The sequence below is a fragment of the Sphingobacterium sp. LRF_L2 genome, assembly GCF_965644235.1.
GTDB lineage: Bacteria > Bacteroidota > Bacteroidia > Sphingobacteriales > Sphingobacteriaceae > Sphingobacterium.
On the sequence record NZ_CBFFRI010000001.1, the window covers coordinates 1 to 21,869 of the forward strand.

Here is a 21,869-nt window from a genome sequence, read left to right on the forward strand (position 1 = left end):
TCCTTCTGGAATCAGCAGCGGTAAGAGGGCTTTAAAAGAATCGTGCATCTCAACAAAATATCAAGCTGCAAATATCTGATTATTTTTTCTCCTCTCCACAACTTTTGAACATGATCCCAATAATAGACAGTAAAATATTATAGTTTTTCAATAAAATAAAAAAGCTTCTCATTTCTGAGAAGCTTTTTGGGTAAGTAATGGGGCTCGAACCCACGACCCCTAGAACCACAATCTAGTGCTCTAACCAACTGAGCTATACCTACCGTGATTTTGATGACACAAAAGTAGAACAATTCCCTATATCCTCCAAATATTTTCAAACAAAAAAAATGGAAAAATCAGAAAAGAGTTCATTTAGAATGAGATAATTTTCTGTCTTCAATTTATTTCCTATAAAAGATTATTTGCTATAAAACGAAAAAAAAAACAACGAAAAAAAACAGTTTGCAAAGGCTAGCCATCGATTTCACCTCTGCAAACTGTATATCAGATATTTATAAAAAAAATCACCAAATACTTTTTAATTGATGGATTTCTCCCTCCAGAAGAACGGCTTCTCCGCCCGATACCCGTAAATTGTACGATCGATTTTTGGAATCCAAATTATAATTGATAGGCATAAAAATCTCTCCCTTACTTGCGAAAAGTTCAATACCTGTACGATCAACGTAAATAACGAAATCCTGCTCGCCATTTATCAAAGGAACATGCGTCCTCACATGATCAATAACCAGTTCCTCATCAGCAACCTGATATTCAATAGCCAAACCACGAATATTAATATGGATATTTTTAGCATTCTCAGGACGTATTTTCAATCTAATTTCAGCAAGTTCATCGTTTAATCCGGTCAATAAATTAGTGCTTGTCGGAGAAAATTTACCTGCCTTCAAACGGACTGAACTTTGACGCAACTGTTGAAGTTCGTCTATAGGTTTTCTAACCATACGAATACCGCGATCTGTTTTTCGAAGAGCAAGCTCCATAGGTATGCTCATCGATTGGTTAAAAGAACTTCCGTCTTGATCGGTACGTGTACGCCACCAACCAATTTCCACGCGACGTCCTTTCGGCTCATCACTTATAGTTTGTGCGGCATAATAATCACGTCCGTGTTGACTAAAAAGACGCTCTTCTTCTGGACGAAATACTTTACCATCGAACGTTCCTATTGCATATTGACTATTTGCTCCGGTTAACACCCATTTTTTCTCACCACCACCATCTACGGGAAGTTCAAAAAACTCAGGACATTCAAACAGATACCGATCATTCCCTTGTCCTCCGATAATCTTACTAGCAAATGTCCAGGACTTCATATCCTTAGAAGTAAAGAAATGCATTGTATGTTGGTCCCCCTCTTCCGTCACATACAATACCATCACCCATTGTTTAGAAGGGGCATGCCATATCACTTTAGGATCACGATTACCATCTGTAATTTTATCCAGTACAGGTGTTTCGAGTTTCTCAAAAACTCTTCCATCAACAGTATAAGCTAAGCCTTGCTTCCAAGAGTTTTCTGCTGCAGTATAATACAAAATAAGAGGCGAATTCTTTGAATTCCCTAAGCCTGAAGTGTTAGAAGAATCAACTACTCCACCACCACTAAACATGGTTCCAAAAGTATCCGGATAGAGCGCTTCTCCAAACTCCTGCCAATGCACCAAATCTTTAGAAACAGCATGTCCCCAATGCATATTCCCCCAATTTACGCCATAAGGATTATGTTGGAAAAACATATGATATTCTCCCTTATAGTATACCAATCCATTGGGATCATTATTCCATCCTCGCTTTGGCGAGAAATGGAACTGTCCTCTTCGTCGTTCTTTATAGACATTTGAATTTTCGTCCACATCAACTTGTTCTATCGGCGAAAAAGCTTTGCTTCCTTCATCTAATACGTCAACATTCAATGTCAAGGTACGACCTTTCCAAGCACTGATATCTAAATAAGCATACCAATCCGGCGTTTGATCAGCCAGTTCAACCGTAAACCATCGTATTTTTTCATTATTTACCAATATATCCACATTACGCTTGGCTGCACCGTTTTTTATTGGCAGTCGAAGATATTTATGTTCTGCTTTAAAGGTTTTCGAAAACTGTTGTGCTTGAATCGTAGATACTACGGCCACACAAAAAAAAATCATAACGACAAGTCTTTTCATAATCAATTATTTTATTTTCGTATTTACAATTTATGCTAAACACATCAAGTTAATTCCATCCATCGTTTTGCCGATATACCGCTTCGTAAAATTAATTTGAGATACTGGAACAGGAATTTGTAATTGATATGTTAATGGTTAGGTAAAGTTAATGGATGGATCAACCAGGATCCAAACCAATCTTTTCAATAGATTTTAGCCATTGAAACCGATTAAGGGTGATGTTATCATAATCTGGACAAGCGCCAACACTCTGTGTTACAAAACCACTTATCATGGCTGCGAAAGCCAGCATTTCCTCAGTACTCTTCCCATGATCTCGCTGGCATCGTTGGGAAAGAAGCCCCGCAAGAAACGAGTCTCCGCTCCCTATAGTATCCTGCACATCAACTTTAAATGCGGGAAAATAATGTGTCGACGCATCTGCCTTTGAATGATATGCAGCCCCTTTTGCACCGTAAGTGACCACCACCTCTGACAAGTTAAAATTAGTCATCAATGCTTCTACCTTCTCACGATCAGAAAACGAATTAGGCAAGTTCATCCATTGCGACACTTTATGTAATTCCTCTTCGTTTAATTTCGCTAAGTCGGCATAATCTAACAGTTCAAAAATACGTTCTTGGCTATAGTAAGGTGCTCTTAGATTAATATCTAGTACTTTGAATTTGGCAAACTGCAGCAATTTCTTTAATGTTTCATAACTCGCCTTACTTCTCGTCGACAAGCTTCCGAAGACAAAAAAATCAGCGGCCTTAACCTGCTCAAGTTCTTTCTCTCCACAGGTAATAAAATCCCAAGCAACAGGAAAAACAATATCATATGTCACTTCCTTTGTCTCATTAATATGTACCTCAACGGTGGAAGTTGCGTACTCATCGTCCAATTGAAATAACGCTAGCGGTATAGACAGTTCCTTACAACGCTGTTTGAGATCTTCCCCATTTTGATCTTTCCCCACCCTTGTAAGCATTTGTGTAAAAATCCCAAGCTTATTCAAATGATAAGCTACATTTAACGGAGCACCACCTAATTTACGTCCTGTAGGAAGATTATCCCAAAGAACTTCTCCAAAACAGATCCCCTTTATAGAGGATAATTCATTGCTCATATCTAAAATTTAAAAACACTAATGCGTCCGATTCTTAACCTCATTTAATTCTTCTAACGATCTCCCCTTTGTTTCGGGCATCATTTTCCATGCATATAGTAACTGCAACAACATAAAAATAGCAAAAATAAGAAAGGTATATCCTCCACCAAGAAACTCCGTAAGTGCCGGAAAACAAAATGTTATAACAGCAGCCATCACCCAGTGCGTTAAACTGCCGAGTGTTTGCCCCTTGGCTCGTACATCATTTGGGAAAATTTCGGAAATAAATACCCAAATGACAGCACCTTGTGAAAAAGCAAAAAAAGCGATATAAATCATCAGATAAATAGGAACAGTAATTCCTGATGTTTGCCCAACAAAAAAAGCATAAGAAACCAATGACAAGGATAAAATTAATCCTACAGAACCGATTATCATCAGTATACGACGTCCTACCTTGTCAATAAAATTGATTGCGATCAGCGTAAACACGAAGTTTACCAGACCGATTCCCACAGATGATAATAAAGAACTTTGCTCGCCTAAGCCCGCCATCTCAAAGACACGGGGCGCATAGTAGATAATAGCATTGATACCCGACACCTGATTGAACACCGCAAATAAAATGGCAAGCATTACAGGAAACCGATTTTCTTTCGTAAATAATTTCCCTTCATGAATAGTTACTTTTTTGGAATTGGCAATCTCATTTATTACTTCCAGGTACGTATTGGGATTAATCTTTTTCATAATAGATGCTGCCTCTTCCCGCTTCCCTCGGTTTGTAAGTAGCCAACGGGGACTTTCTGGAACAAAAAACAACAACACAAAGAATAAAGCTGCTGGAAATGCCTGCACGCCAAGCATCCAACGCCAAGACTCTTCTCCTAGTTGCACCAAAAAATAATTAGAGAGATAAGCAATAAGGATCCCCAAAACGACATTAAATTGAAATAGCCCCACTAGCTTTCCTCGAGAATTAGCCGGCGATATTTCAGAAATGTAAATAGGTGCCGTCACCGACGAAACGCCCACTCCGATGCCACCTAGGAAGCGGAACAAAATAAAAACATTCCAATCATACGCAAATGCGGTACCTAAGGCCGAAAAAAGATAAAAACTTGCGACGGCTAATAAGGTAATCTTACGACCAAAACGATCAGATGGATACGCTCCCATTGCTGCGCCAACAACTGTGCCTATTAGTGCAATTGCCATGGTTAAACCATGTTGAAAATCACTCAAGGACCAAAATACCTGGACGGCTTTCTCGGCTCCTGAAATCACGGCGGTGTCAAAGCCAAACAAAAAACCTCCTAAAGCCACGACAAATGACCATGCTAAAACTATGTTCTTATTCATTCCCTTTTTTCTATAACTGACTATTCCAAAGCTAGCGCAAACACGACTCTTCAAAAAAAAGGTAGCCAACAAAATACTACACTTTTGTAACATCCTCGCAAAAACAATAACACACTAATAAACAGAGTTTTAAATAAATTAAAAATGATATAACAATAGAATATTGAACAAAAAACATCACTTTTGTTTCATCGCACCTCCAAGGGTAATGAGTGTACCGATGAAACTAAGTTGCTGTAAATTCCCATCAAAAAATAAAATAATGTATATTAACCACGTTAAACCTAATTAAGGGATGAATATATTTTATCGATATTGCTTTTTTATCATATTGCCTTTATTTATATGCTGCAAAAAAGAAAAGACAAGTAAGTATACCATTGCATTCTCTCAATGTATTGGAAACGACGCTTGGCGGCAAACAATGTTAGAAGAAATGAAAAGAGAGCTTTCATTCTATCCCGACCTAGAGTTCATTTACCTCGATGCGGGTGGTAGCAATGAAAAACAAATTGCACAAATCCAAGAGTTGATGAAAAGCAAAGTCGATCTACTGATTGTATCACCCAACGAAGCAGATCCTCTTACACCTATTGTGGACTCTATTTTCCAAAAGAATATTCCTGTAATTGTAACCGACAGAAAAACATCTTCAGGGCTCTATAACGCTTATGTTGGAGCTGATAATATAGCAATCGGTAGATTAGCAGGAAAATATATTGAACATCTTCTTCCCGAAGGTGGACAAATCGCTATTATGAAAGGTCTAATCGGCTCTTCCGCTTCTAAAGAGCGTTTATTGGGACTTCAACAAATCCTCAACAACAGCAAAAATCTTCAATTGAATTTAGAACTATCAGGGGATTGGAAAAAAGAAACTGCATATAGACAAGCGAAGAAACATATTGAACAATTGAAAACTGCAGATATTATCTTAGCATTCAACGACCAAATGGGATTAGGTATTCACCAAGCCCTCACGGAATATGGTTTGAAAGAAAAGAAAATTATTGGAGTAGACGCCTTAGCGGGTAACGGGAATGGACTAGAACAAATTAGCCAAGGAAATCTATACGCATCGATGCTTTACCCTACGGGGGGAACAGAAGCAATAAGGATTGCCATGGCCATATTGGAACATAAACCGTACGTACGCGATAATATCTTAGGCACTTTAGTAATTGATCGAGAAAATGCCGCGCTGCTGGATCTACAATCTAAAAAAATTCAGGAACAACAGATTGACATTGATAAAAGACAGACGCTTATCGTTGAACAATTAAAGACATACAAGGACCAACGTACTACGTTAAACATTTTAGTAGTAAGCCTTGTCCTATCAGTCATATTTGGAGGGGTAGCTATCATTGTCTTAAAAAGCAATTGGGAAAAGAACAAACATCTGGAGCTCCAAAATACAGAAATCCGTTCGCAGCAACAACGTATCATCGAAATGAACCAACAGATAAAAGATGTTGCAGAAGCAAAAAGCCTGTTTTTCACAAATGTATCCCACGAATTTAAAACGCCCTTGACACTCATACTAGCTCCTTTGGAGATCCTATCAAAAGAAAAAAATATATCTAAGGAAGGCGTGGAACAGATTATAAGGATACGAAGAAATGCAAAGAAAATGCAGACGCTCGTTACCAACTTGATCGACATCCATCGGCAAGACGAGATAAAACCTAAACTTCAAATATCAGCTATCTTTTTAGATGAATTTGTTCGACAAATACTAGCAAACTTTAAACCCCTGGCTCAACAAAATCATATTGCTTTGAGTTTTAAGAACACCACCCAAATAGAACGGATATGGATCGACGAATACCTCATGGAGCAAGCCCTGTCGAATATATTATCAAATGCATTTAAATACACAAAAAAACATGGAAGAATAGAAGTCCTTGTAGAAGAAAATACGTTTGGTGACTTCTTTTACCTCAGGATAATTGACAACGGAATGGGAATATCCCCGTCGGATATCGACCATGTTTTTGAACCTTTTTATAAAGGTTCTCAAGCCGATGGATCTGGAATAGGATTATCGTATGTAAAGCAAATTGTCGAGCTCCATCATGGACAGGTTACAGTAAGCAGCAAAGAAGGTGTCGGTTCTTCGTTTACCTTTCGTCTTCCAACAGATGCTACACATCTAGGGGATTTACAATTAAACGCGGAAAGCACCTCTTCTGAAACTCTCCCATCCCAGGAAGTCGACAATTACGAAAACTCGACGATAGATCAAACCGTTAAGTTTAATTCTAGCCATGTGCCTACTATACTTATTATCGATGACCATCAAGATATTCGGTTATTCCTAGGTACGATACTCGGCAAACGTTACAATTTACAATTTTCAAAAAATCTTGCTGAGGCTCAAACGACACTTAAATCGGAACATCCAGATCTTATCATCAGTGACATCATGTTACCCGATGGCAGTGGCTTGGATCTATTAAAACAACTAAAAAATGGAACAACATCCTCAGTACCCGTCCTGCTATTAAGCGCATTAGATACTACAGAAACAAAGATAGAAGGGTTACAACTCATGGCTGATGCCTATCTCACAAAGCCTTTTGAAGTCGATCATTTATTAGCTGTTGTGGAAAACCTCATTGAGTCAAGAAAGCAATTAAAAGAGCACTATTCCAGTGTGATTGTAAGACCGACAAATTCACTTAACAATGCAAACTCCCTCACCCAACAGGATCAGCGTTTTTTACAGCATTTGGATATTTTAATTGAAGAGCGACTATCCGACCCGAAACTAACCGTAGAGGAAATTGCCGAATCACTTCATATCTCTCGCGTACAACTTTACCGAAAAGCCAAAAATCTCCTTAACTGCAGTATAAATGAATATGTCTTACAACGACGGCTCCAAAAGTCCAAGCATTTAATTCTCGAAGGATTAACGATCAATGAAATAGCTGACCGCGTCGGTTTCTCGTCTGCCACATATTTTACAGCAGCTTTTAAAAAGCAATTTGGATTAACACCAAGCGCTTTCAAAAAAGATGTTTTAAAGCATTAAATCAAAAAACGCCGAACAGATAGAAACTGTTCGGCGTTTTTTATAGTTCTAAGAATCTATACGATTCTAAATTAAATTAAATCATATCTACACTACGTTTAACAAATGAAGTCAAATCAGCTCCTTTTAAGAGGCCTCTAGATAACAATGCTAAATCAAATGCCTGTTTAGCTAGTTTAGAACCTTCTTCTTCTGAACTTTCTAGAATACGTTTTACCAAGGGGTGATTTCCATTTACTGTCACTTTGTAATTGTCAGGCAATGTACCGTAAAATCCCATACCTCCGCCAGTTTTCGCCATATCTTTCATACGACGCATAAACTCATCAATGGTAACAGATACAGGTAACTCATCCAATTGTAAAGCTTCCACTTCAACTTTCATATCGGTCCTTGAGATTGCTTTCTCAAAAATTTCACCTGCCTTTTTAGATTCCTCTTCAGAAAGCACAAGCGTTTGTTGTTCATCTTTCTGGATCAGTTTGTCCACCACATCAGCATCTACTCGCTTCGCTTGGACTTTCTCACCACCTTTTTGTTCTACATACGCTGCGAAATGCGTATCTAATGGTCCATCAAGAACCAATACGTCATATCCTTTCGTTTTTACACTAGCGATAAAACCATCTTGTTGGGATGCATCGCTCGTATACAAATACACGATATTACCGTCTTTATCGACTTGAAGATCTTTTACCTTTTCGTAATATTCTTTTAGTGTATAATTTTCCTTTTCTGTATTCGTCAACAAACAGAATTCATTTGCTTTCTCTGCAAATTTATCATCGCTCAACATCCCGTATTTGATAAATAGAGCGATATCATTCCATTTCTCTTCAAAATTCTTCCGATCGGCTTTGAAAAGTTCATTAAGTTTATCCGCAACTTTCTTTGTGATATAGTTATTGATTTTCTTTACGTTACTGTCCGCCTGTAGGAAAGAACGAGAAACATTCAATGGAATATCTGGAGAATCGATAACGCCTTGGAGCAACATTAAAAACTCAGGCACAATATCTTTCACTTCGTCTGTGATAAAAACCTGACGAGAATACAACTGAATCTTGTTCCGTTGGATTTCCATTTCGTTTTTCACTTTCGGAAAATACAATATCCCCGTAAGATTAAACGGATAATCTACATTCAAATGAATCCAGAACAATGGCTCATCCATAGAATGAGGGTATAGTTCGCGATAAAATGCTAGATAATCTTCATCTTTCAATTCAGAAGGCGATTTTGTCCATGCAGGCGTTGTATTATTGATCACATTATCAACCTCTACTGACTTGTATTTCGGTTTACCTTCCTCATCTTCTCCATCAGGCTCAGATTCTGTTTTTGTTCCGAAACGTACGGGAACAGGGAGAAATCGAGCATATTTATTTAAGATATCACCTAATCGACTTTTACTTAAAAACTCAACAGATTCCTCATTCACGTGTAAGATTACATCCGTTCCTCTTTCCGTACGTGTTCCTTCAGATATTTCGTAAGAAGTACTTCCATCACAAGTCCAGTGAGCAGCAGTAGCACCTTCTTGGTATGATAATGAGTCAATTTCCACACGGTCAGCCACCATAAACGCAGAGTAGAAACCCAAACCGAAGCGGCCAATAATCTCATTAGCGTCATTTGCTTCTTTGAATTTCTCCATAAACTCCGTCGCGCCAGAGAAAGCAATTTGGTTGATATACTTCTTTATCTCTTCGGCCGTCATTCCGATACCACGATCGGAAATCGTGATTGTTTTAGCCTCTTCATCAAATTTTACATCTACAACCAACTCCCCCAATTGACCTTGGAATTGTCCTAAAGAAGACAGTCTTTTAATTTTTTGGGAAGCATCTACAGCATTAGAAACCAATTCTCTTAAAAAGATTTCGTTATCCGAATACAGAAATTTTTTAATTACCGGAAAAATATTCTCGGTATGAATCGAAATACTACCTTTTTCTTGCATATATCTATTATTTTTTTGTCAATTAAATCTGTCAAGACCTATCAAGGAATATTCCAAATCTGTTTTTCAGACAGGATGACAGTTTGCTGACCGATTATTTGTCATTTTGCGTTAATTGTTACCGGAATAGTATAACGAACGGAGACAGGCTTGCCGTCTTGCATTCCAGGCCTCCAACGTCCAAAGCCGATATTGGAGAAGTCTAAAACACGCACCAGCTCTTCTCCTGTCCCAAATCCAAGATCCTTTAGGATTTCAAAATCTGTTAATATACCTATCGTATCTACCGTAAAAGCGACAACAATTTCTCCCTTCAAACGTGCTTTTTTCATATCCTTCGTAAATTTGTAGTTTTCCCCTACCCATTTACGAAACCTCGTCATACCATCGGCATTATTTTGTCGCTGTGTCATCACAGGAGAACAAGCAGAAAGAAGAAAACTAAACAAGAAAAACACACTCCTCATTATCAATTATTTTAAAATATATTTGTAATTCACAAAAAAGACTACTACTTTTGTAGAGTATTCAGAATTGCCTACGCAATACCAACCGAGTGCAAACACCGCGGTGGTAAAATAATACGGGTGAGATTCCAAAATAAACGTCTATTCACGATTTATTTTCACTCCCAAAATTTCTGAATACAATTTATGGTTAAACGTTTTTAATTTTAAATTGTATGTCAACAACTTCACAACTATCAACACATTTACTGGAGCAATTTAATCATTATTCTATTTCCGAACTTATCACCTTCAATAACGATATTGTTGAAAATAAGGGTTGGGGTCCGTCCCGGTCTACCTTTAGACATGCTGTACTCAAAGCACTTGCAAAAAAAGGAATAGATCTCTCCCCAATTATCTCAAAAGAAGATGGTTTCAGTGTAATCCAGATCGTAAAAGTAAGACTAGAAGATAACATTCTAGTTCCAATAAATTAACTAACTTCCAATTCATTACCCTTACGGAGTGAGCTATTGGTTAGACAACGCCAGCAAGGCGAATGTTCCTAACCAATGGCTTCCCATATAATCATCATTTGAGATGTTCTTCAGCGAAAATGCCATGTGTTTATTTCCTAGAGGTATCAACTCGCCTCTTAATTCTGGTAAAACATGACTAATCCCATAGAGGCAATTGGCACGACTAAAATTTAGACCATCCAAATGAACGAGTTTACCATCTGTTCGATCACTAACAATTGCCGGTTCTAGTTTATGAATGTCTTTTTCAAATAAAATAGGCATAAAATTCAACAACCAGTGTCTATATTCTTGCTTATCTAATACTTTACTCATTAAATAAGCTTCCTCAAGACAAGGAGAAAGAAAATCATATCCACTAGGTTCATACGCTAAATCACAATTTTTATCTTCTTGATAAAATCGTGCAGCATTGGTCTTTATTGCATTCAGCAAAGGATTATCACCTACAGCTTTTGCGTATTCAAACATTAACGTCAGACTAAACGCCGTATTATCATGCTGACCAGTTCGAATTGGATAAACCAATTTAGACAAATATACTTGGGTACGTTCCGACAACAGATCCACCAACGGCTGAAGCACGGAAGCCCATACTTTTGCATCCGCATCATCCCAAGACATCAACTCTTGTTGCAATTTGAAAAGCCAAGCCCAACCGTATGTTCGTTCAAAACTCTGGTTATTTGCATCATTGAAAAAGGCAATCTCCACCGCTAAGTTTTCCTTCGTAATATGTTGGCTTAGCACTTTCCGAATCTTTCCATCAGCATCTAAATTTGGATATTCTTTCAATAAACGTACAATAGACCAGTACCCATGCACAGAAGAATGCCAATCGAAACATCCATAAAAAACAGGCCGTAAGGCTTTAGGGCCTTTCAAATCTTGCGCACTACCAAGAACTTGTCCCATTTTATTCGGATACTCAATAGTCAAACAATGCGTTGGCAAAGCGAAAATCATTTGCGCTTGTTTCTCATCAAGTGTTGATTGTTTTATAGTATCCGATTGACTTTCTTCTTTTTTTGAAGCTTGACAAGCAGAAAAAAGAGTAAGAATAACACCAAAAACCAATAGAGAACGAATTTTTCTTCTATTCATAAGATAATTTTGAACACACATGCTATAAAGATAAAAATAGAAAGTCAAATTGACACCAAAGAATACAAAAACAAGAACTTATATATAAATAGAGCAACATTTACATCCAAAAAGTTATTCATAGAAATTTAACGTAAGACATTGCAAAAGAAAACTTACCTTTGCCGTCTCATTCAACAAGTTCATGAACAAAGCACTTATCGCTCTAGCACTTGGAGGCCTATCTATCGGTATGACAGAATTTACGATGATGGGCATTCTTCCAGACATTGCAAAAGATTTAAAAATAGACATCCCTACAGCAAGCAACCTCATTGCTTTATATGCATTGGGCGTCGTTGTAGGCGCTCCCACATTAGTCGCCTTTACTTCCAAATATTCCCCACAGAAAGTATTGTTATTTTTAATGTTACTTTTTTTCGTTTTCAACGGAATTTTTGCCATTGCACCGAATAAATTTTTACTGCTTACGTCGCGCTTTATAGCCGGTCTACCCCACGGAGCTTTCTTCGGTGTTGGATCTGTCGTTGCCGCCAAATTAGCAAAACCTGGAAAAGAAGCACAAGCCATCTCCATGATGTTTACCGGGATGACTATCGCCAATCTGGCAGGTGTACCAATTGGAACCTACGTGGGACATCATTATTCGTGGCGTATTACTTATGCCGTAATCAGTGTACTCGGTTTAGTCACCTTCCTTGCGATCTATTTCTGGATGCCGAAGCTGAAAGCAAACAACAGCAGCAATATCATCAAACAGATAAAATATTTCACGCGTTGGGATGCCTGGTTAATGGTTGCAGTTATTGCCATAGGAACCGGAGGTTTATTTGCCTGGATATCTTATATCGCTCCTTTAGTGACAAATGTCTCTAAACTACCTGCTGATCGAGTTCCATTAATCATGGTACTAATAGGTCTTGGTATGTTCTTTGGCAATATCATTGGAGGAAAACTAGCGGACAGTATCTCTCCATCCAAAGCAGCAATTGCTAGTTTTACCGCGATGGCCATCTGCCTTTTAGTCGTCTTTTTCACGGCACATATCACCATATTAGCCTATCCAATGGCCTTCATAACAGGTATGATATCATTTTCGATAGGGTCACCTTTGCAAATGATGTTAATCAACAACGCAAAAGGAGCAGAAACATTCGCTGCCTCTGCAGGTCAAGCCAGTTTTAACATAGGAAACACATTAGGAGCATATTTAGGAGCTATACCTATCACACTTCAATATACCTATAACTATCCATCCCTCGTTGGCGTAGTGATGGCTAGCTTCGGCGCTATCCTTGCATACATATTCTTAATAAAAGTCGTTCGCGCACAGATGAACGTGTAAATTTGCAGGGATAAGTCTTAGACAAAAAGGCTTATCCCTTCTTCTTTTTCTCCCAAGCGACAATCAATCGGCTCACAAGCGAATAACGGGACATACCTTCAGGCTGATTATTATGCTGAAGATATCCATTATAAAAGATCCCCATAACCTGATCTATTGGACCTCGATATTTTTTCCAAAATAAACGCTCCCTTTCATAATCAGCTTTTACTGTTGCAGATAATCTATCACGATAATGCAGGTAAAGTTCTTTGTCTTCATTGTAAAGTGGTCGCAAAAGATACTGTACTGCTTCAGAATATGCTGCATAACGATACCATGTATTCGTATGTTGGTAAAGCATAAGGAATGCCAAAAAATTGCATTCATCCTCAAAGCCAATCCCCATTTGATGTGATAATTCGTGAACAACAGTAAAAGGATATGAAATCTGTGGAGCCAAAGCATTAACCTGAACTTCCTGTGTAAAGGGATTCAGATATCCCGTTACGGAAAAATACGAAACCAATGTACTGGAAATAGGCTGTTTTGCTTGTATCTGGGTTCGGGACAGCATGGGCAAACGCAAATCACTTTCTTTCATTAATACTTCAAGTTCTTCACGCGCAATCTTTCTATCCAATGCTGTCGTATCCAAAGAAACACGCAAAGCATTTGTTTCATCGATATACCGCTCGAGAACTTCCAAGTAATCCTCCTGCTCTAAACTATCAACCTTTAGTGCGAATTGTTCCTGCAATGGAATACGGTAATAATTTAGTCCCCAACTCATGTAAAAATACAAGTAGGAAAATAAAAGAACAAAAATCAACCTCAACAACGCGTAAAGACCAACGCTCCAGTCTTTTTTCAACAAAGCGCGGACTCCAGATACCGATAGATAAATTAATACCAAAGGAAGTAAGGTGTAAAATAGATCGCCTATACTAAACGGAATCCAGCCAAACAACCATTTTGGCAGATACGCAAAATAAGGATAAAATCCGCGACTATAATAGTGTTCTATTAGCTGCGGATCTGATTTAATAAACGAAAAGAATAGAAGAATTACAACGACTATGCCTATAGCTATCAAATAGCTTCGAATACGCCCCTTTAAAAATCCCTTACGATTGAGTTTCGTTTTCAAAATATAATTTGTAGTAATTTAATCCTCTATCTTCATCGAAACCAGTCTCTATATAATCTCTTTTACCATGAATATATATATGGAAATTCTTATCCAATTTGATCACAGATTTATAAGCAGAAGCCATTTTTTTTACTGCCGGGCTAGCAATTTCAAAATTTGCTTGAAACGGCATATCAAATTCCTCACCAAAATTCTGTTGATACTCTTTAAACAAAGATGCAGCCTGCTCATTACCAATAACTTCCTCCTCAAACTCCTGCATATCAAACGTTTCCTTCGTCTTAAAATAATCCATAGATCGATTAAGCAGATTAATTTTATCCGCCGTTTCAAGTGAAAACACTTCATCAATCTTCTCATTCACGAAATTCTTGTACACTTTCATCAAATTCCCTGTTTGTTGAAAATTATCATTTCGCGATTTCACTTTTAAAAAGTCATCTTTCCAATAGACCGCTTCAGACTGATTGGTTTGATCAACGACCAGCACCTTGTATCCGTCATCTTCGTCTACATTGACGATAACAACACCTTTATCCAGCTTATTGATATTTATCGCTTCTTGTTCATAATCTACATCGAAACCACCAGCACTAGGAAAAACTTTCAAGTACGCTTCCTTATTTTCAGATTTGAAGATCCCGATAGCCTCATGCTCTTCCCCTTCCATCTGTACATTTTTTAACGAAACAATATAAACTTCACCCGCCTTTATTTTGGGATGCTCAGATACTTCATACAAATGTTTGGCGAGCTGTTGAGACATTTCGTGAAAACTGATTTTCTGATCGAAAAATTGTTTCGTAAAATAATAAACTTCATTCAATTGCAAATCGTCATTGGGATGGTAAAAGCGGTATACCTCATTTGCCTTACTAAAGGGCTTCATAAAATATTGCATCAACAAATCGGGTAATATTTCATCTCTAGCGATGTCTATAGGATCATCAGATAAAATATAAAATTCGTCTTGTGCCTTATTTCCTACCCGATGTATGGACAGATTTTCAAAAGTAGCGTCTTGGTGAAAAAACATATTTAATTAGAAAAGTTTGATATAATAGAAAACCGATTAATCGGAATTTTCTGTACCTATTTTAGCAAATATACCGGAAAGAAAAAGCAATAGAATAAATGAGCGTAATTTTTTAAATATTGAAAACCTCTATTGCGGCTCTGTAGGTATTTACATGAGCATTGACTATATCTTTGAGATTTGTGGAATAGCCCCCTCCCATACTCACCTGTACAGGAACATGATGTTTAAAACAATTTTCAAAAACTAGCCGATCACGTTGCAAGCACCCTTCTGCAGACATCTTTAATTTACCTAATTTATCCGTAGCGAGAATATCAACGCCAGCTTGGTAAAAAACGAAATCAGGCTTTACACTTCCAAACAAAAAATTCAGATGCTGCTCCAGAAGTTTTAAATAAGCTTCATCAACCATTCCATCTGGCAGTCCGACATCCAAATCCGATCGTTCTTTTATAAATGGAAAATTTTTCTCCCCATGCATCGAAAATGTAAAAACCTGTTCATCTTCTTCAAAGATATGTGCGGTACCATTTCCTTGGTGAACATCTAAATCGATAATCAGGACCTTGTTCAGATACTTTTTATCTAACAAGTATTTCGCAGCAATAGCCTGATCATTTAATAAACAGAATCCTTCGCCAAAGTCCCTACCCGCATGATGGGTTCCTCCAGCAGTATTAAATGCAACCCCATGATCTAACGCAAATAAGCTAGCTTTTACCGTCCCATCCACCAAGCAAAACTCGCGATCCACCAAGGCCCTATCTAAAGGAAAACCGATGCGGCGTACCATTTTCTCATCCAACGACAAATCTTTCAACCGACTTATATAGTCCGAGTCATGTACACGTAACACATCCCGTTGATCCACCATCGATGGTTTAAAAAAATTCTCCTCGGTGACTATACCTTCATGCAATAGCTGCGCGGGGATAAGTTCGTATTTGAGCATAGGAAAACGATGTCCTTGGCGTACAGGATGGATATATATGGGATGATGTGCTATCTTTAAGGACATACCGTCATGTTTAGTTGCGAATTTAATAAAAGAATCAAGTCAAAAAAACTTCCACTAGTGGAATTATAGATGAAAGGCATTTCTATTTTAAAAGCTACATATTTTTTATATCTTCGATTGGTCTACACCCTAAAACGTAAACGATAAAGATGGAAGAAACAATTACGCTACCTATTTTAAGTGCAGAAGAACTTCGTGTATTAGGATCTCTTTTAGAAAAGTCCAAAACGACTCCAGAGTATTATCCGATGACATTAAACAGCTTACAAACGGCATGCAATCAAAAAACATCACGAAAACCAGTCGTTAACTATGATGAACATACGATTGTAGAAGCGCTTGACACCCTTCGCAAACGAGGTCTTATTTCAACCGTCGTGGGAGGTGGCAGCAGAGTCACGAAGTACAAGCACAATGTAGCGATACAGTACCCCCTTATTCCACAAGATTTAGCCGCACTATGTTTATTAATCCTACGAGGTCCTTTGACAGCAGGAGAGATCAATTCAAATGCTGGTCGTCTTTTCGATTTCGAAAGTCTAGAAGAAGTACAGGAAGTACTTAACAGACTGCAAGAAGCAGAACCTGCTTTTGTACGCCAAGTAGCAAAAAGACCTGGTCAAAAAGAGGTACGTTATGTGCATTTACTCGGCGAGGTTAATGAAGACGACGAAGATATCTTCAATTATACAGATACAAACCAGGGTGGAAAGGTACAAGATCTCGAAAATCGCGTTGTACAATTAGAACAACAACTTGCTACCCTACGCGCTGAATTTGACAATCTGATGCAACAACTATCTTAGTGCCGATTGTACTATTTTGTACCGTTGGCCTCTACTAAAAAGTATACAGTCTAAACGCCTTGCAATCTCGTTTTCTGTGCTCCATCATTCCAAATAGTGGCTCTGGATAGCTATGGAGTGTTAAAAATGTTTTCAAACGAAAAAAGGAACACAGTTTGTTAACTATAGATGAATAAATCTTTAATGGTTAACTAAGATGAGAAGAACTCCCTTGACTACGTTCGTGATACTTGCTTGTGTTGCTTTAGTTTTAATATTTGCCACAACCTTTTCAGGAATTGCTTAGACGAAGTATCCGTGCACATACAAAAAAGAAAGCATGGGTACTTTGTTCTACCAATGTCATTTTGAGCAAGACCTGATAACACATAGATGTCTTAATGGTCATAAAATAACCTCAAAATCTTAAAAAATCAACAGATATTTTTCATTTTTTACAGCAATATTGATTAATGGTTTAGCTAATATCATTTTTTTATCAACATGTTTGCTCTTCAATAAAATGACCTATCTTTGAAAAAAAATTGATGAATGTCAAATTCAGATAAAGCAATAAGAACAACATATTTTAGTATTCTTACTAATTTTATACTGGCATTGATCAAATGGTTAGCAGGCTTTTTTGGCAATTCGTACGCCCTAATTGCCGATGCCATAGAATCGACTGCGGACATATTTTCTTCCTTTTTAGTTCTTTTAGGTTTAAAATATTCTAAACGACCTGCAGATGAAACCCATCCCTATGGTCATGGCAGAATAGAACCGTTAATTACCTTTATTGTTGTTATTTTCTTGGTTTTATCAGCCTTTGTCATCGCCAAAGAGAGTATAGACAACATTCAAACCCCTCATGATCTTCCTCAGGCTTGGACATTGTTTGTTTTGGGGGGAATTATCCTTTGGAAAGAAATTTCCTTCCGGATTATTATAAAAAGAAGTAAAGCACTGAATAGCACATCCTTAAAAGCAGATGCTTGGCATCATCGAAGTGATGCAATCACTTCTGTTGCAGCATTTATAGGTATATCCATAGCTCTTTTCGGCGGCAAAGGATACGAAAGTGCCGATGATTGGGCAGCTTTACTTGCTTCTGGTTTAATTATTTACAATTGTTACGGCATTTTTCGTCCCGCGCTAGCAGAAATCATGGACGAAAATAGATACGAAGAACTCGAAGAAACTGTTCGTTTACAATCGCAACAAGTAGCCGGCGTATTACTAATTGAAAAATGTTACATCAGAAAGATTGGTATGGTATTCCAAATTGATTTGCACGCAGTTGTTGATCCAAATCTATCTGTACGTGAAGGGCATGAAATAGCGCATAATTTAAAAGATTATCTCATGGATAACGTCGCAAATATTGGAAATGTATTCGTGCATATCGAGCCATTTGACGAAACGACTCGTTGTTGCTAATACTGCAAAAAAAAGGGAGTACCCAAAAGCCCGCCCCTTTTCTATAAAATCTATTTTTATTAATCTTTTATCAGCGATCGATCCAAGTGCACGTACCCCCCATCCACATGAACAAGTTGACCTGTAGTGTGGCTTGATTTATCGGAAAGCAAGAAAACAGTTGTATTCGCAATCTCCTCCGCTGTAGTCATGCGGTGCTCCAAAGGAATTCTATCTGTAATCTTTTTCAATGTTTCTTCCGGATTATCAAGCGTCGCTATCCAAGAGTCATATTGCGGAGTAGCACATTCAGCAACAATTACAGCATTTACTCGAATGCTGTAAGGTAAAAGCTCCACAGCCCACTCACGAGTCAACGCATTACGTCCGCCGTTAGAAGCAGCATAGGCAGAAGTATTTCCCTGTCCCGTCTCCGCAGTTTTGGAACTAATATTTACGATACTACCTTTAGAAACACGTAGGGCATCAACACAATAATGAGCCATCAGATAATAATGTACAAGATTTTTATGCAGCGACTGCATGAATCGTTCATAATCACCAGAAATCAACCCCACACCATCATTATGTCCGGCATTATTCACCAAACCATCTATCCGTCCATAAACGGCCAATGTCTTAGCAACAGCTTCTTTACAAGCCTCCGGGTCTGAAAGTTCGGCTTCAATACTCAATGCACGTCCTCCCAGAGCTTCTACCTCTATTTTAACCAAATCATTATCAGACTGTTTACGCCCAACAATAACAGGTATAGCCCCTTCCGCGGCTAACGAAAGAACAATAGCACGACCTATTCCTTTCGCTCCCCCTGTTACGATAACTACTTTATCTTTTAAATTTAAGTTCATTTACACTCTTCTCTATAGATTATAAAATCGAACGGCATTCCCACCCCAGAATGCACGAAGTTCATCTTCTGAAAAACCTTCCAACGCATGCGCAGCAATCCGTTGCACATCGTCATAAGGAGCAGCGACCAAACACACCGGCCAATCCGTTCCAAACATCACACGATCTTTACCAAAACACGCCGTCACATGTTCAATATAAGGTTTGAAATCTTCCAGTGTCCAGGAGGCCCAATCCGCTTCTGTTACTAAACCAGATACTTTACAATATACATTTGGAAATTTTGATAATGCCTCTATAAAAACGGCCCAATCATCAAATTCCTTTGTTCGAATAGAAGGCTTCGCCATATGATCCAATACAAAACGTTGTTCCGAATTCTCGGCAACACAAGCTAGCGTACTAGCGTAGTGCCTTGGTCGAATCAACAAATCATAGGTATAATCAAATGCTGTCAACGCCCTTATACCATTTAAAAAAGATGGACGAATTAAAAAATCTGGATCATCTTCACCTTCAATAACGTGACGAAAGCCCTTAATAATCGGATACTTTTTGAAATTAGTAAGGTATTCACGGACTTGATCTGATTGTAAATCAACCCATCCTACGACGCCCTTTATCATCGCATACATGGAAGACAAATCCACTAAAAACTGAGTTTCTTCGTGCGATTGCGAAGCCTGCACAGCCACCACTCCATCCATATTATTTGATTTAAGTACAGGACCTAAATCCGTTGGCATGAAATCACGTTGAATCGCAGCCATATCATCTGTAATCCAGGAGTCCCTTTCAGCATTAAAAATCCAAAAATGTTGATGAGCATCTATTCGCATATACAATGTTATTTTCCTTTGTAGGCAACCACTTCTTGACGAGATTCGCCCAAATAATCAGCACCTAGTTCTACCACATCACCCTCTTTCAAATAAATCGGTGGATTAAAACCTAAGCCAACCCCGGCAGGCGTACCTGTTGAGATCACATCTCCTGGCAAAAGTGTCATAAATTGAGAGACGTAAGAAACCACATGTGCAACCGAAAAGATCAGATTACTTGTATTTCCATCTTGGTAAGTTTTGCCATTCACTTTCAACCAAAGTCGAACATTGTTAATATCAGCCACTTCATCTGCGGTGGTCAGATAAGGTCCCATTGGAGCAAATGTATCACAACCTTTTCCTTTATCCCAAGTACCTCCTCTTTCTATCTGAAATTCACGTTCGGATACGTCGTTATGCAATACATAACCAGCAATATAATCTAAAGCTTCACTTTCTTCTACATACGATGCCTGTTTACCAATCACAATCCCAAATTCCACCTCCCAATCTGTCTTCTTAGAGTTCTTAGGGATAACAATGTTATCGTGCGGTCCAACAAGAGCTGTAGTCGATTTCATAAAAATAATAGGCTCAGCAGGAATCGCAGCACCAGTTTCAGCCGCGTGGTCTTTATAATTAAGTCCTATACATACAATTTTTGATGGCCGAGTAAAAGGAGCTCCCAAACGAGTACCTGCAGGAATCTCGATCAATTTTCCTTCGTTGGCTTTAACGAATTCTTCCAATCTAGCTAAGCCATTTTCTGCAAAAAACTGTTCGTTGTAATCTCCACCAAAAGCCGATACATCATAATTTACACCGTCTATCTGAACACCGATTTTTTCTTGTCCGTACTCTCCAAAGCGTATTAATTTCATATTATTTGTATTGAATATTTAGATATTTAAAATTAGAATACTAGTTATTTAACTTAATAAAGCCACCGTCAATTGGATAATCATTGCCTGTGATGAAGCCTGCATCATCCGAACAGAGGAATAGTGCCAATTTAGCAATTTCTTCCGGTTTTGCCATCCTTCCTATAGGTTGAGATTGCGATAATTTTTCAAACATCTCGGCTTCCTGCCCCGGGTAATTTTTGGCAATAAACCCATCAACAAACGGCGTATGCACCCGTGCAGGGGAAATCGAGTTTGAACGAATATTATCAGCCATATAATCTCGAGCAACAGACATACTCATCGCATAAATAGCACCTTTACTCATAGAATAAGCAAAACGATCTGCAATACCAACTACAGCGGCAATGGAGGCCAAATTAAGTATTGCTCCTCCTCCATTTTGTTTCATCACAGGAACTACGGCATGCAATACATTATATGCACCTTTCACATTTACGTTAAAAACACGTTCAAAGTCTGCCTCTGCACATTTTTCTAAATTTCCGACATGCGCAATTCCCGCGTTATTCACCAAAACATCGATTATACCTATGCTCGAAATAATTCCAGCGACCTCGTTATGGTCGCTCACATTACAACCATGAGCTTTCGCTTTTCCTCCACGCACAACTATTTCATCAACGACTGTCTGCGCGATGTCCGTATTCAGGTCCAGAATATGCACATATGCACCTTCAACAGCAAAAAGTAAAGCGATAGCCCGACCGATTCCACTTCCTCCACCGGTAATAACAGCTACTTTATTTTCTAATTTTGACATACTTACTTGTTTTATTATTCTATCTAA

Annotated in this window: 18 protein-coding genes, 1 tRNA gene and 1 riboswitch; of the genes, 5 read left to right on the forward strand and 14 right to left on the reverse strand. The window is 38.2% G+C overall.

The window, feature by feature from the left end; translation table 11 throughout:
* Nucleotides 1–189 precede the first annotated feature (189 nt).
* The 4 genes from ACSZOX_RS00005 to ACSZOX_RS00020 form a co-directional block, all read right to left on the reverse strand.
* Nucleotides 190–263: transfer RNA gene (locus tag ACSZOX_RS00005), tRNA-His, on the reverse strand.
* Nucleotides 264–506: 243 nt separating this feature from the next.
* Nucleotides 507–2,174: a DUF4980 domain-containing protein gene (locus ACSZOX_RS00010; protein ID WP_437917645.1), complete on the reverse strand. Its 1,668-nt coding sequence runs from the start codon at nucleotides 2,172–2,174 to the stop codon at nucleotides 507–509.
* A gap of 160 nt (nucleotides 2,175–2,334) precedes the next feature.
* On the reverse strand, nucleotides 2,335–3,285 hold the full coding sequence (locus tag ACSZOX_RS00015; RefSeq protein WP_437917646.1) for a carbohydrate kinase family protein: 951 nt from the start codon (nucleotides 3,283–3,285) through the stop codon (nucleotides 2,335–2,337).
* A gap of 18 nt (nucleotides 3,286–3,303) precedes the next feature.
* A complete protein-coding gene (locus ACSZOX_RS00020; protein ID WP_437917647.1) occupies nucleotides 3,304–4,629 on the reverse strand; it encodes a sugar porter family MFS transporter in 1,326 nt (441 codons plus the stop codon).
* Between the two features lie 295 nt (nucleotides 4,630–4,924).
* On the opposite strand from ACSZOX_RS00020, the gene ACSZOX_RS00025 reads away from it, so the two are divergent.
* A complete protein-coding gene (locus tag ACSZOX_RS00025) occupies nucleotides 4,925–7,669 on the forward strand; it encodes a substrate-binding domain-containing protein (RefSeq protein WP_437917648.1) in 2,745 nt (914 codons plus the stop codon).
* 76 nt (nucleotides 7,670–7,745) lie between these two features.
* Here the strand turns inward: ACSZOX_RS00025 and htpG are convergent, their stop codons facing one another.
* Entirely contained in the window at nucleotides 7,746–9,632 is a 1,887-nt protein-coding gene (gene htpG / locus ACSZOX_RS00030) for a molecular chaperone HtpG (protein ID WP_437917649.1), read from the reverse strand.
* Nucleotides 9,633–9,733: 101 nt separating this feature from the next.
* Nucleotides 9,734–10,099, reverse strand: a complete 366-nt coding sequence (locus ACSZOX_RS00035; protein WP_437917650.1) for an energy transducer TonB — start codon at nucleotides 10,097–10,099, stop codon at nucleotides 9,734–9,736.
* 52 nt (nucleotides 10,100–10,151) lie between these two features.
* Nucleotides 10,152–10,245, forward strand: a riboswitch (SAM-I-IV-variant riboswitch).
* Between the two features lie 69 nt (nucleotides 10,246–10,314).
* Between ACSZOX_RS00035 and ACSZOX_RS00040 the strand changes: the two genes are divergently transcribed.
* Nucleotides 10,315–10,578: a 5-oxoprolinase gene (locus ACSZOX_RS00040; RefSeq protein ID WP_437917651.1), complete on the forward strand. Its 264-nt coding sequence runs from the start codon at nucleotides 10,315–10,317 to the stop codon at nucleotides 10,576–10,578.
* Nucleotides 10,579–10,611: 33 nt separating this feature from the next.
* Here ACSZOX_RS00040 and ACSZOX_RS00045 read toward each other — a convergent pair whose 3' ends face one another.
* Nucleotides 10,612–11,724 (reverse strand): DUF2891 domain-containing protein, encoded by a 1,113-nt coding sequence (locus tag ACSZOX_RS00045; protein WP_437917652.1) that lies wholly within the window; start codon nucleotides 11,722–11,724, stop codon nucleotides 10,612–10,614.
* A 184-nt stretch (nucleotides 11,725–11,908) separates the two neighbouring features.
* Here ACSZOX_RS00045 and ACSZOX_RS00050 point away from each other — a divergent pair, with 184 nt between their 5' ends.
* Complete coding sequence (locus ACSZOX_RS00050; protein WP_437917653.1) at nucleotides 11,909–13,069, forward strand: MFS transporter; 1,161 nt, start codon at nucleotides 11,909–11,911, stop codon at nucleotides 13,067–13,069.
* A 31-nt stretch (nucleotides 13,070–13,100) separates the two neighbouring features.
* Here the strand turns inward: ACSZOX_RS00050 and ACSZOX_RS00055 are convergent, their stop codons facing one another.
* The 3 genes from ACSZOX_RS00055 to ACSZOX_RS00065 all read right to left on the reverse strand — a co-directional run bounded on the left by ACSZOX_RS00055 (nucleotide 13,101) and on the right by ACSZOX_RS00065 (nucleotide 16,258).
* Complete coding sequence (locus ACSZOX_RS00055) at nucleotides 13,101–14,198, reverse strand: DUF3810 domain-containing protein (protein WP_437917654.1); 1,098 nt, start codon at nucleotides 14,196–14,198, stop codon at nucleotides 13,101–13,103.
* Nucleotides 14,176–15,237 carry a nucleoid-associated protein gene (locus ACSZOX_RS00060; RefSeq protein ID WP_437917655.1) on the reverse strand — a complete coding sequence of 354 codons (1,062 nt, stop codon included), beginning with the start codon at nucleotides 15,235–15,237 and terminating at the stop codon, nucleotides 14,176–14,178. Before ACSZOX_RS00060 ends, ACSZOX_RS00055 begins: the two co-directional genes overlap by 23 nt.
* Nucleotides 15,238–15,349: 112 nt before the next feature.
* On the reverse strand, nucleotides 15,350–16,258 hold the full coding sequence (locus ACSZOX_RS00065; RefSeq protein WP_437917656.1) for a histone deacetylase family protein: 909 nt from the start codon (nucleotides 16,256–16,258) through the stop codon (nucleotides 15,350–15,352).
* 149 nt (nucleotides 16,259–16,407) lie between these two features.
* Here ACSZOX_RS00065 and ACSZOX_RS00070 point away from each other — a divergent pair, with 149 nt between their 5' ends.
* Together ACSZOX_RS00070 and ACSZOX_RS00075 are read left to right on the forward strand one after the other, a co-directional pair.
* Entirely contained in the window at nucleotides 16,408–17,064 is a 657-nt protein-coding gene (locus tag ACSZOX_RS00070; RefSeq protein ID WP_437917657.1) for a YceH family protein, read from the forward strand.
* Between the two features lie 531 nt (nucleotides 17,065–17,595).
* Nucleotides 17,596–18,483: a cation diffusion facilitator family transporter gene (locus ACSZOX_RS00075; RefSeq protein WP_437917658.1), complete on the forward strand. Its 888-nt coding sequence runs from the start codon at nucleotides 17,596–17,598 to the stop codon at nucleotides 18,481–18,483.
* 59 nt (nucleotides 18,484–18,542) lie between these two features.
* Here ACSZOX_RS00075 and ACSZOX_RS00080 read toward each other — a convergent pair whose 3' ends face one another.
* Genes ACSZOX_RS00080 through ACSZOX_RS00095 form a run of 4 tightly spaced genes read right to left on the reverse strand, consistent with a single transcriptional unit; the run spans nucleotide 18,543 to nucleotide 21,842 of the window.
* On the reverse strand, nucleotides 18,543–19,331 hold the full coding sequence (locus tag ACSZOX_RS00080; protein ID WP_437917659.1) for an SDR family oxidoreductase: 789 nt from the start codon (nucleotides 19,329–19,331) through the stop codon (nucleotides 18,543–18,545).
* 12 nt (nucleotides 19,332–19,343) lie between these two features.
* Nucleotides 19,344–20,171 carry an amidohydrolase family protein gene (locus ACSZOX_RS00085; RefSeq protein WP_437917660.1) on the reverse strand — a complete coding sequence of 276 codons (828 nt, stop codon included), beginning with the start codon at nucleotides 20,169–20,171 and terminating at the stop codon, nucleotides 19,344–19,346.
* Between the two features lie 8 nt (nucleotides 20,172–20,179).
* Nucleotides 20,180–21,037 (reverse strand): fumarylacetoacetate hydrolase family protein, encoded by an 858-nt coding sequence (locus ACSZOX_RS00090; RefSeq protein WP_437917661.1) that lies wholly within the window; start codon nucleotides 21,035–21,037, stop codon nucleotides 20,180–20,182.
* A 40-nt stretch (nucleotides 21,038–21,077) separates the two neighbouring features.
* Nucleotides 21,078–21,842 carry an SDR family NAD(P)-dependent oxidoreductase gene (locus ACSZOX_RS00095; protein WP_437917662.1) on the reverse strand — a complete coding sequence of 255 codons (765 nt, stop codon included), beginning with the start codon at nucleotides 21,840–21,842 and terminating at the stop codon, nucleotides 21,078–21,080.
* Between the last annotated feature and the right edge of the window lie 27 nt (nucleotides 21,843–21,869).

Bases quoted from the DNA above. Each gene is read 5' to 3' on its own strand.
- ACSZOX_RS00010 (WP_437917645.1), bottom strand. From the start codon at position 2,174: ATGAAAAGACTTGTCGTTATGATTTTTTTTTGTGTGGCCGTAGTATCT.
- ACSZOX_RS00015 (WP_437917646.1), bottom strand. From the start codon at position 3,285: ATGAGCAATGAATTATCCTCTATAAAGGGGATCTGTTTTGGAGAAGTT.
- ACSZOX_RS00020 (WP_437917647.1), bottom strand. From the start codon at position 4,629: ATGAATAAGAACATAGTTTTAGCATGGTCATTTGTCGTGGCTTTAGGA.
- ACSZOX_RS00025 (WP_437917648.1), top strand. From the start codon at position 4,925: ATGAATATATTTTATCGATATTGCTTTTTTATCATATTGCCTTTATTT.
- htpG (WP_437917649.1), bottom strand. From the start codon at position 9,632: ATGCAAGAAAAAGGTAGTATTTCGATTCATACCGAGAATATTTTTCCG.
- ACSZOX_RS00035 (WP_437917650.1), bottom strand. From the start codon at position 10,099: ATGAGGAGTGTGTTTTTCTTGTTTAGTTTTCTTCTTTCTGCTTGTTCT.
- ACSZOX_RS00040 (WP_437917651.1), top strand. From the start codon at position 10,315: ATGTCAACAACTTCACAACTATCAACACATTTACTGGAGCAATTTAAT.
- ACSZOX_RS00045 (WP_437917652.1), bottom strand. From the start codon at position 11,724: ATGAATAGAAGAAAAATTCGTTCTCTATTGGTTTTTGGTGTTATTCTT.
- ACSZOX_RS00050 (WP_437917653.1), top strand. From the start codon at position 11,909: ATGAACAAAGCACTTATCGCTCTAGCACTTGGAGGCCTATCTATCGGT.
- ACSZOX_RS00060 (WP_437917655.1), bottom strand. From the start codon at position 15,237: ATGTTTTTTCACCAAGACGCTACTTTTGAAAATCTGTCCATACATCGG.
- ACSZOX_RS00065 (WP_437917656.1), bottom strand. From the start codon at position 16,258: ATGTCCTTAAAGATAGCACATCATCCCATATATATCCATCCTGTACGC.
- ACSZOX_RS00070 (WP_437917657.1), top strand. From the start codon at position 16,408: ATGGAAGAAACAATTACGCTACCTATTTTAAGTGCAGAAGAACTTCGT.
- ACSZOX_RS00075 (WP_437917658.1), top strand. From the start codon at position 17,596: ATGTCAAATTCAGATAAAGCAATAAGAACAACATATTTTAGTATTCTT.
- ACSZOX_RS00080 (WP_437917659.1), bottom strand. From the start codon at position 19,331: ATGAACTTAAATTTAAAAGATAAAGTAGTTATCGTAACAGGGGGAGCG.
- ACSZOX_RS00085 (WP_437917660.1), bottom strand. From the start codon at position 20,171: ATGCGAATAGATGCTCATCAACATTTTTGGATTTTTAATGCTGAAAGG.
- ACSZOX_RS00090 (WP_437917661.1), bottom strand. From the start codon at position 21,037: ATGAAATTAATACGCTTTGGAGAGTACGGACAAGAAAAAATCGGTGTT.
- ACSZOX_RS00095 (WP_437917662.1), bottom strand. From the start codon at position 21,842: ATGTCAAAATTAGAAAATAAAGTAGCTGTTATTACCGGTGGAGGAAGT.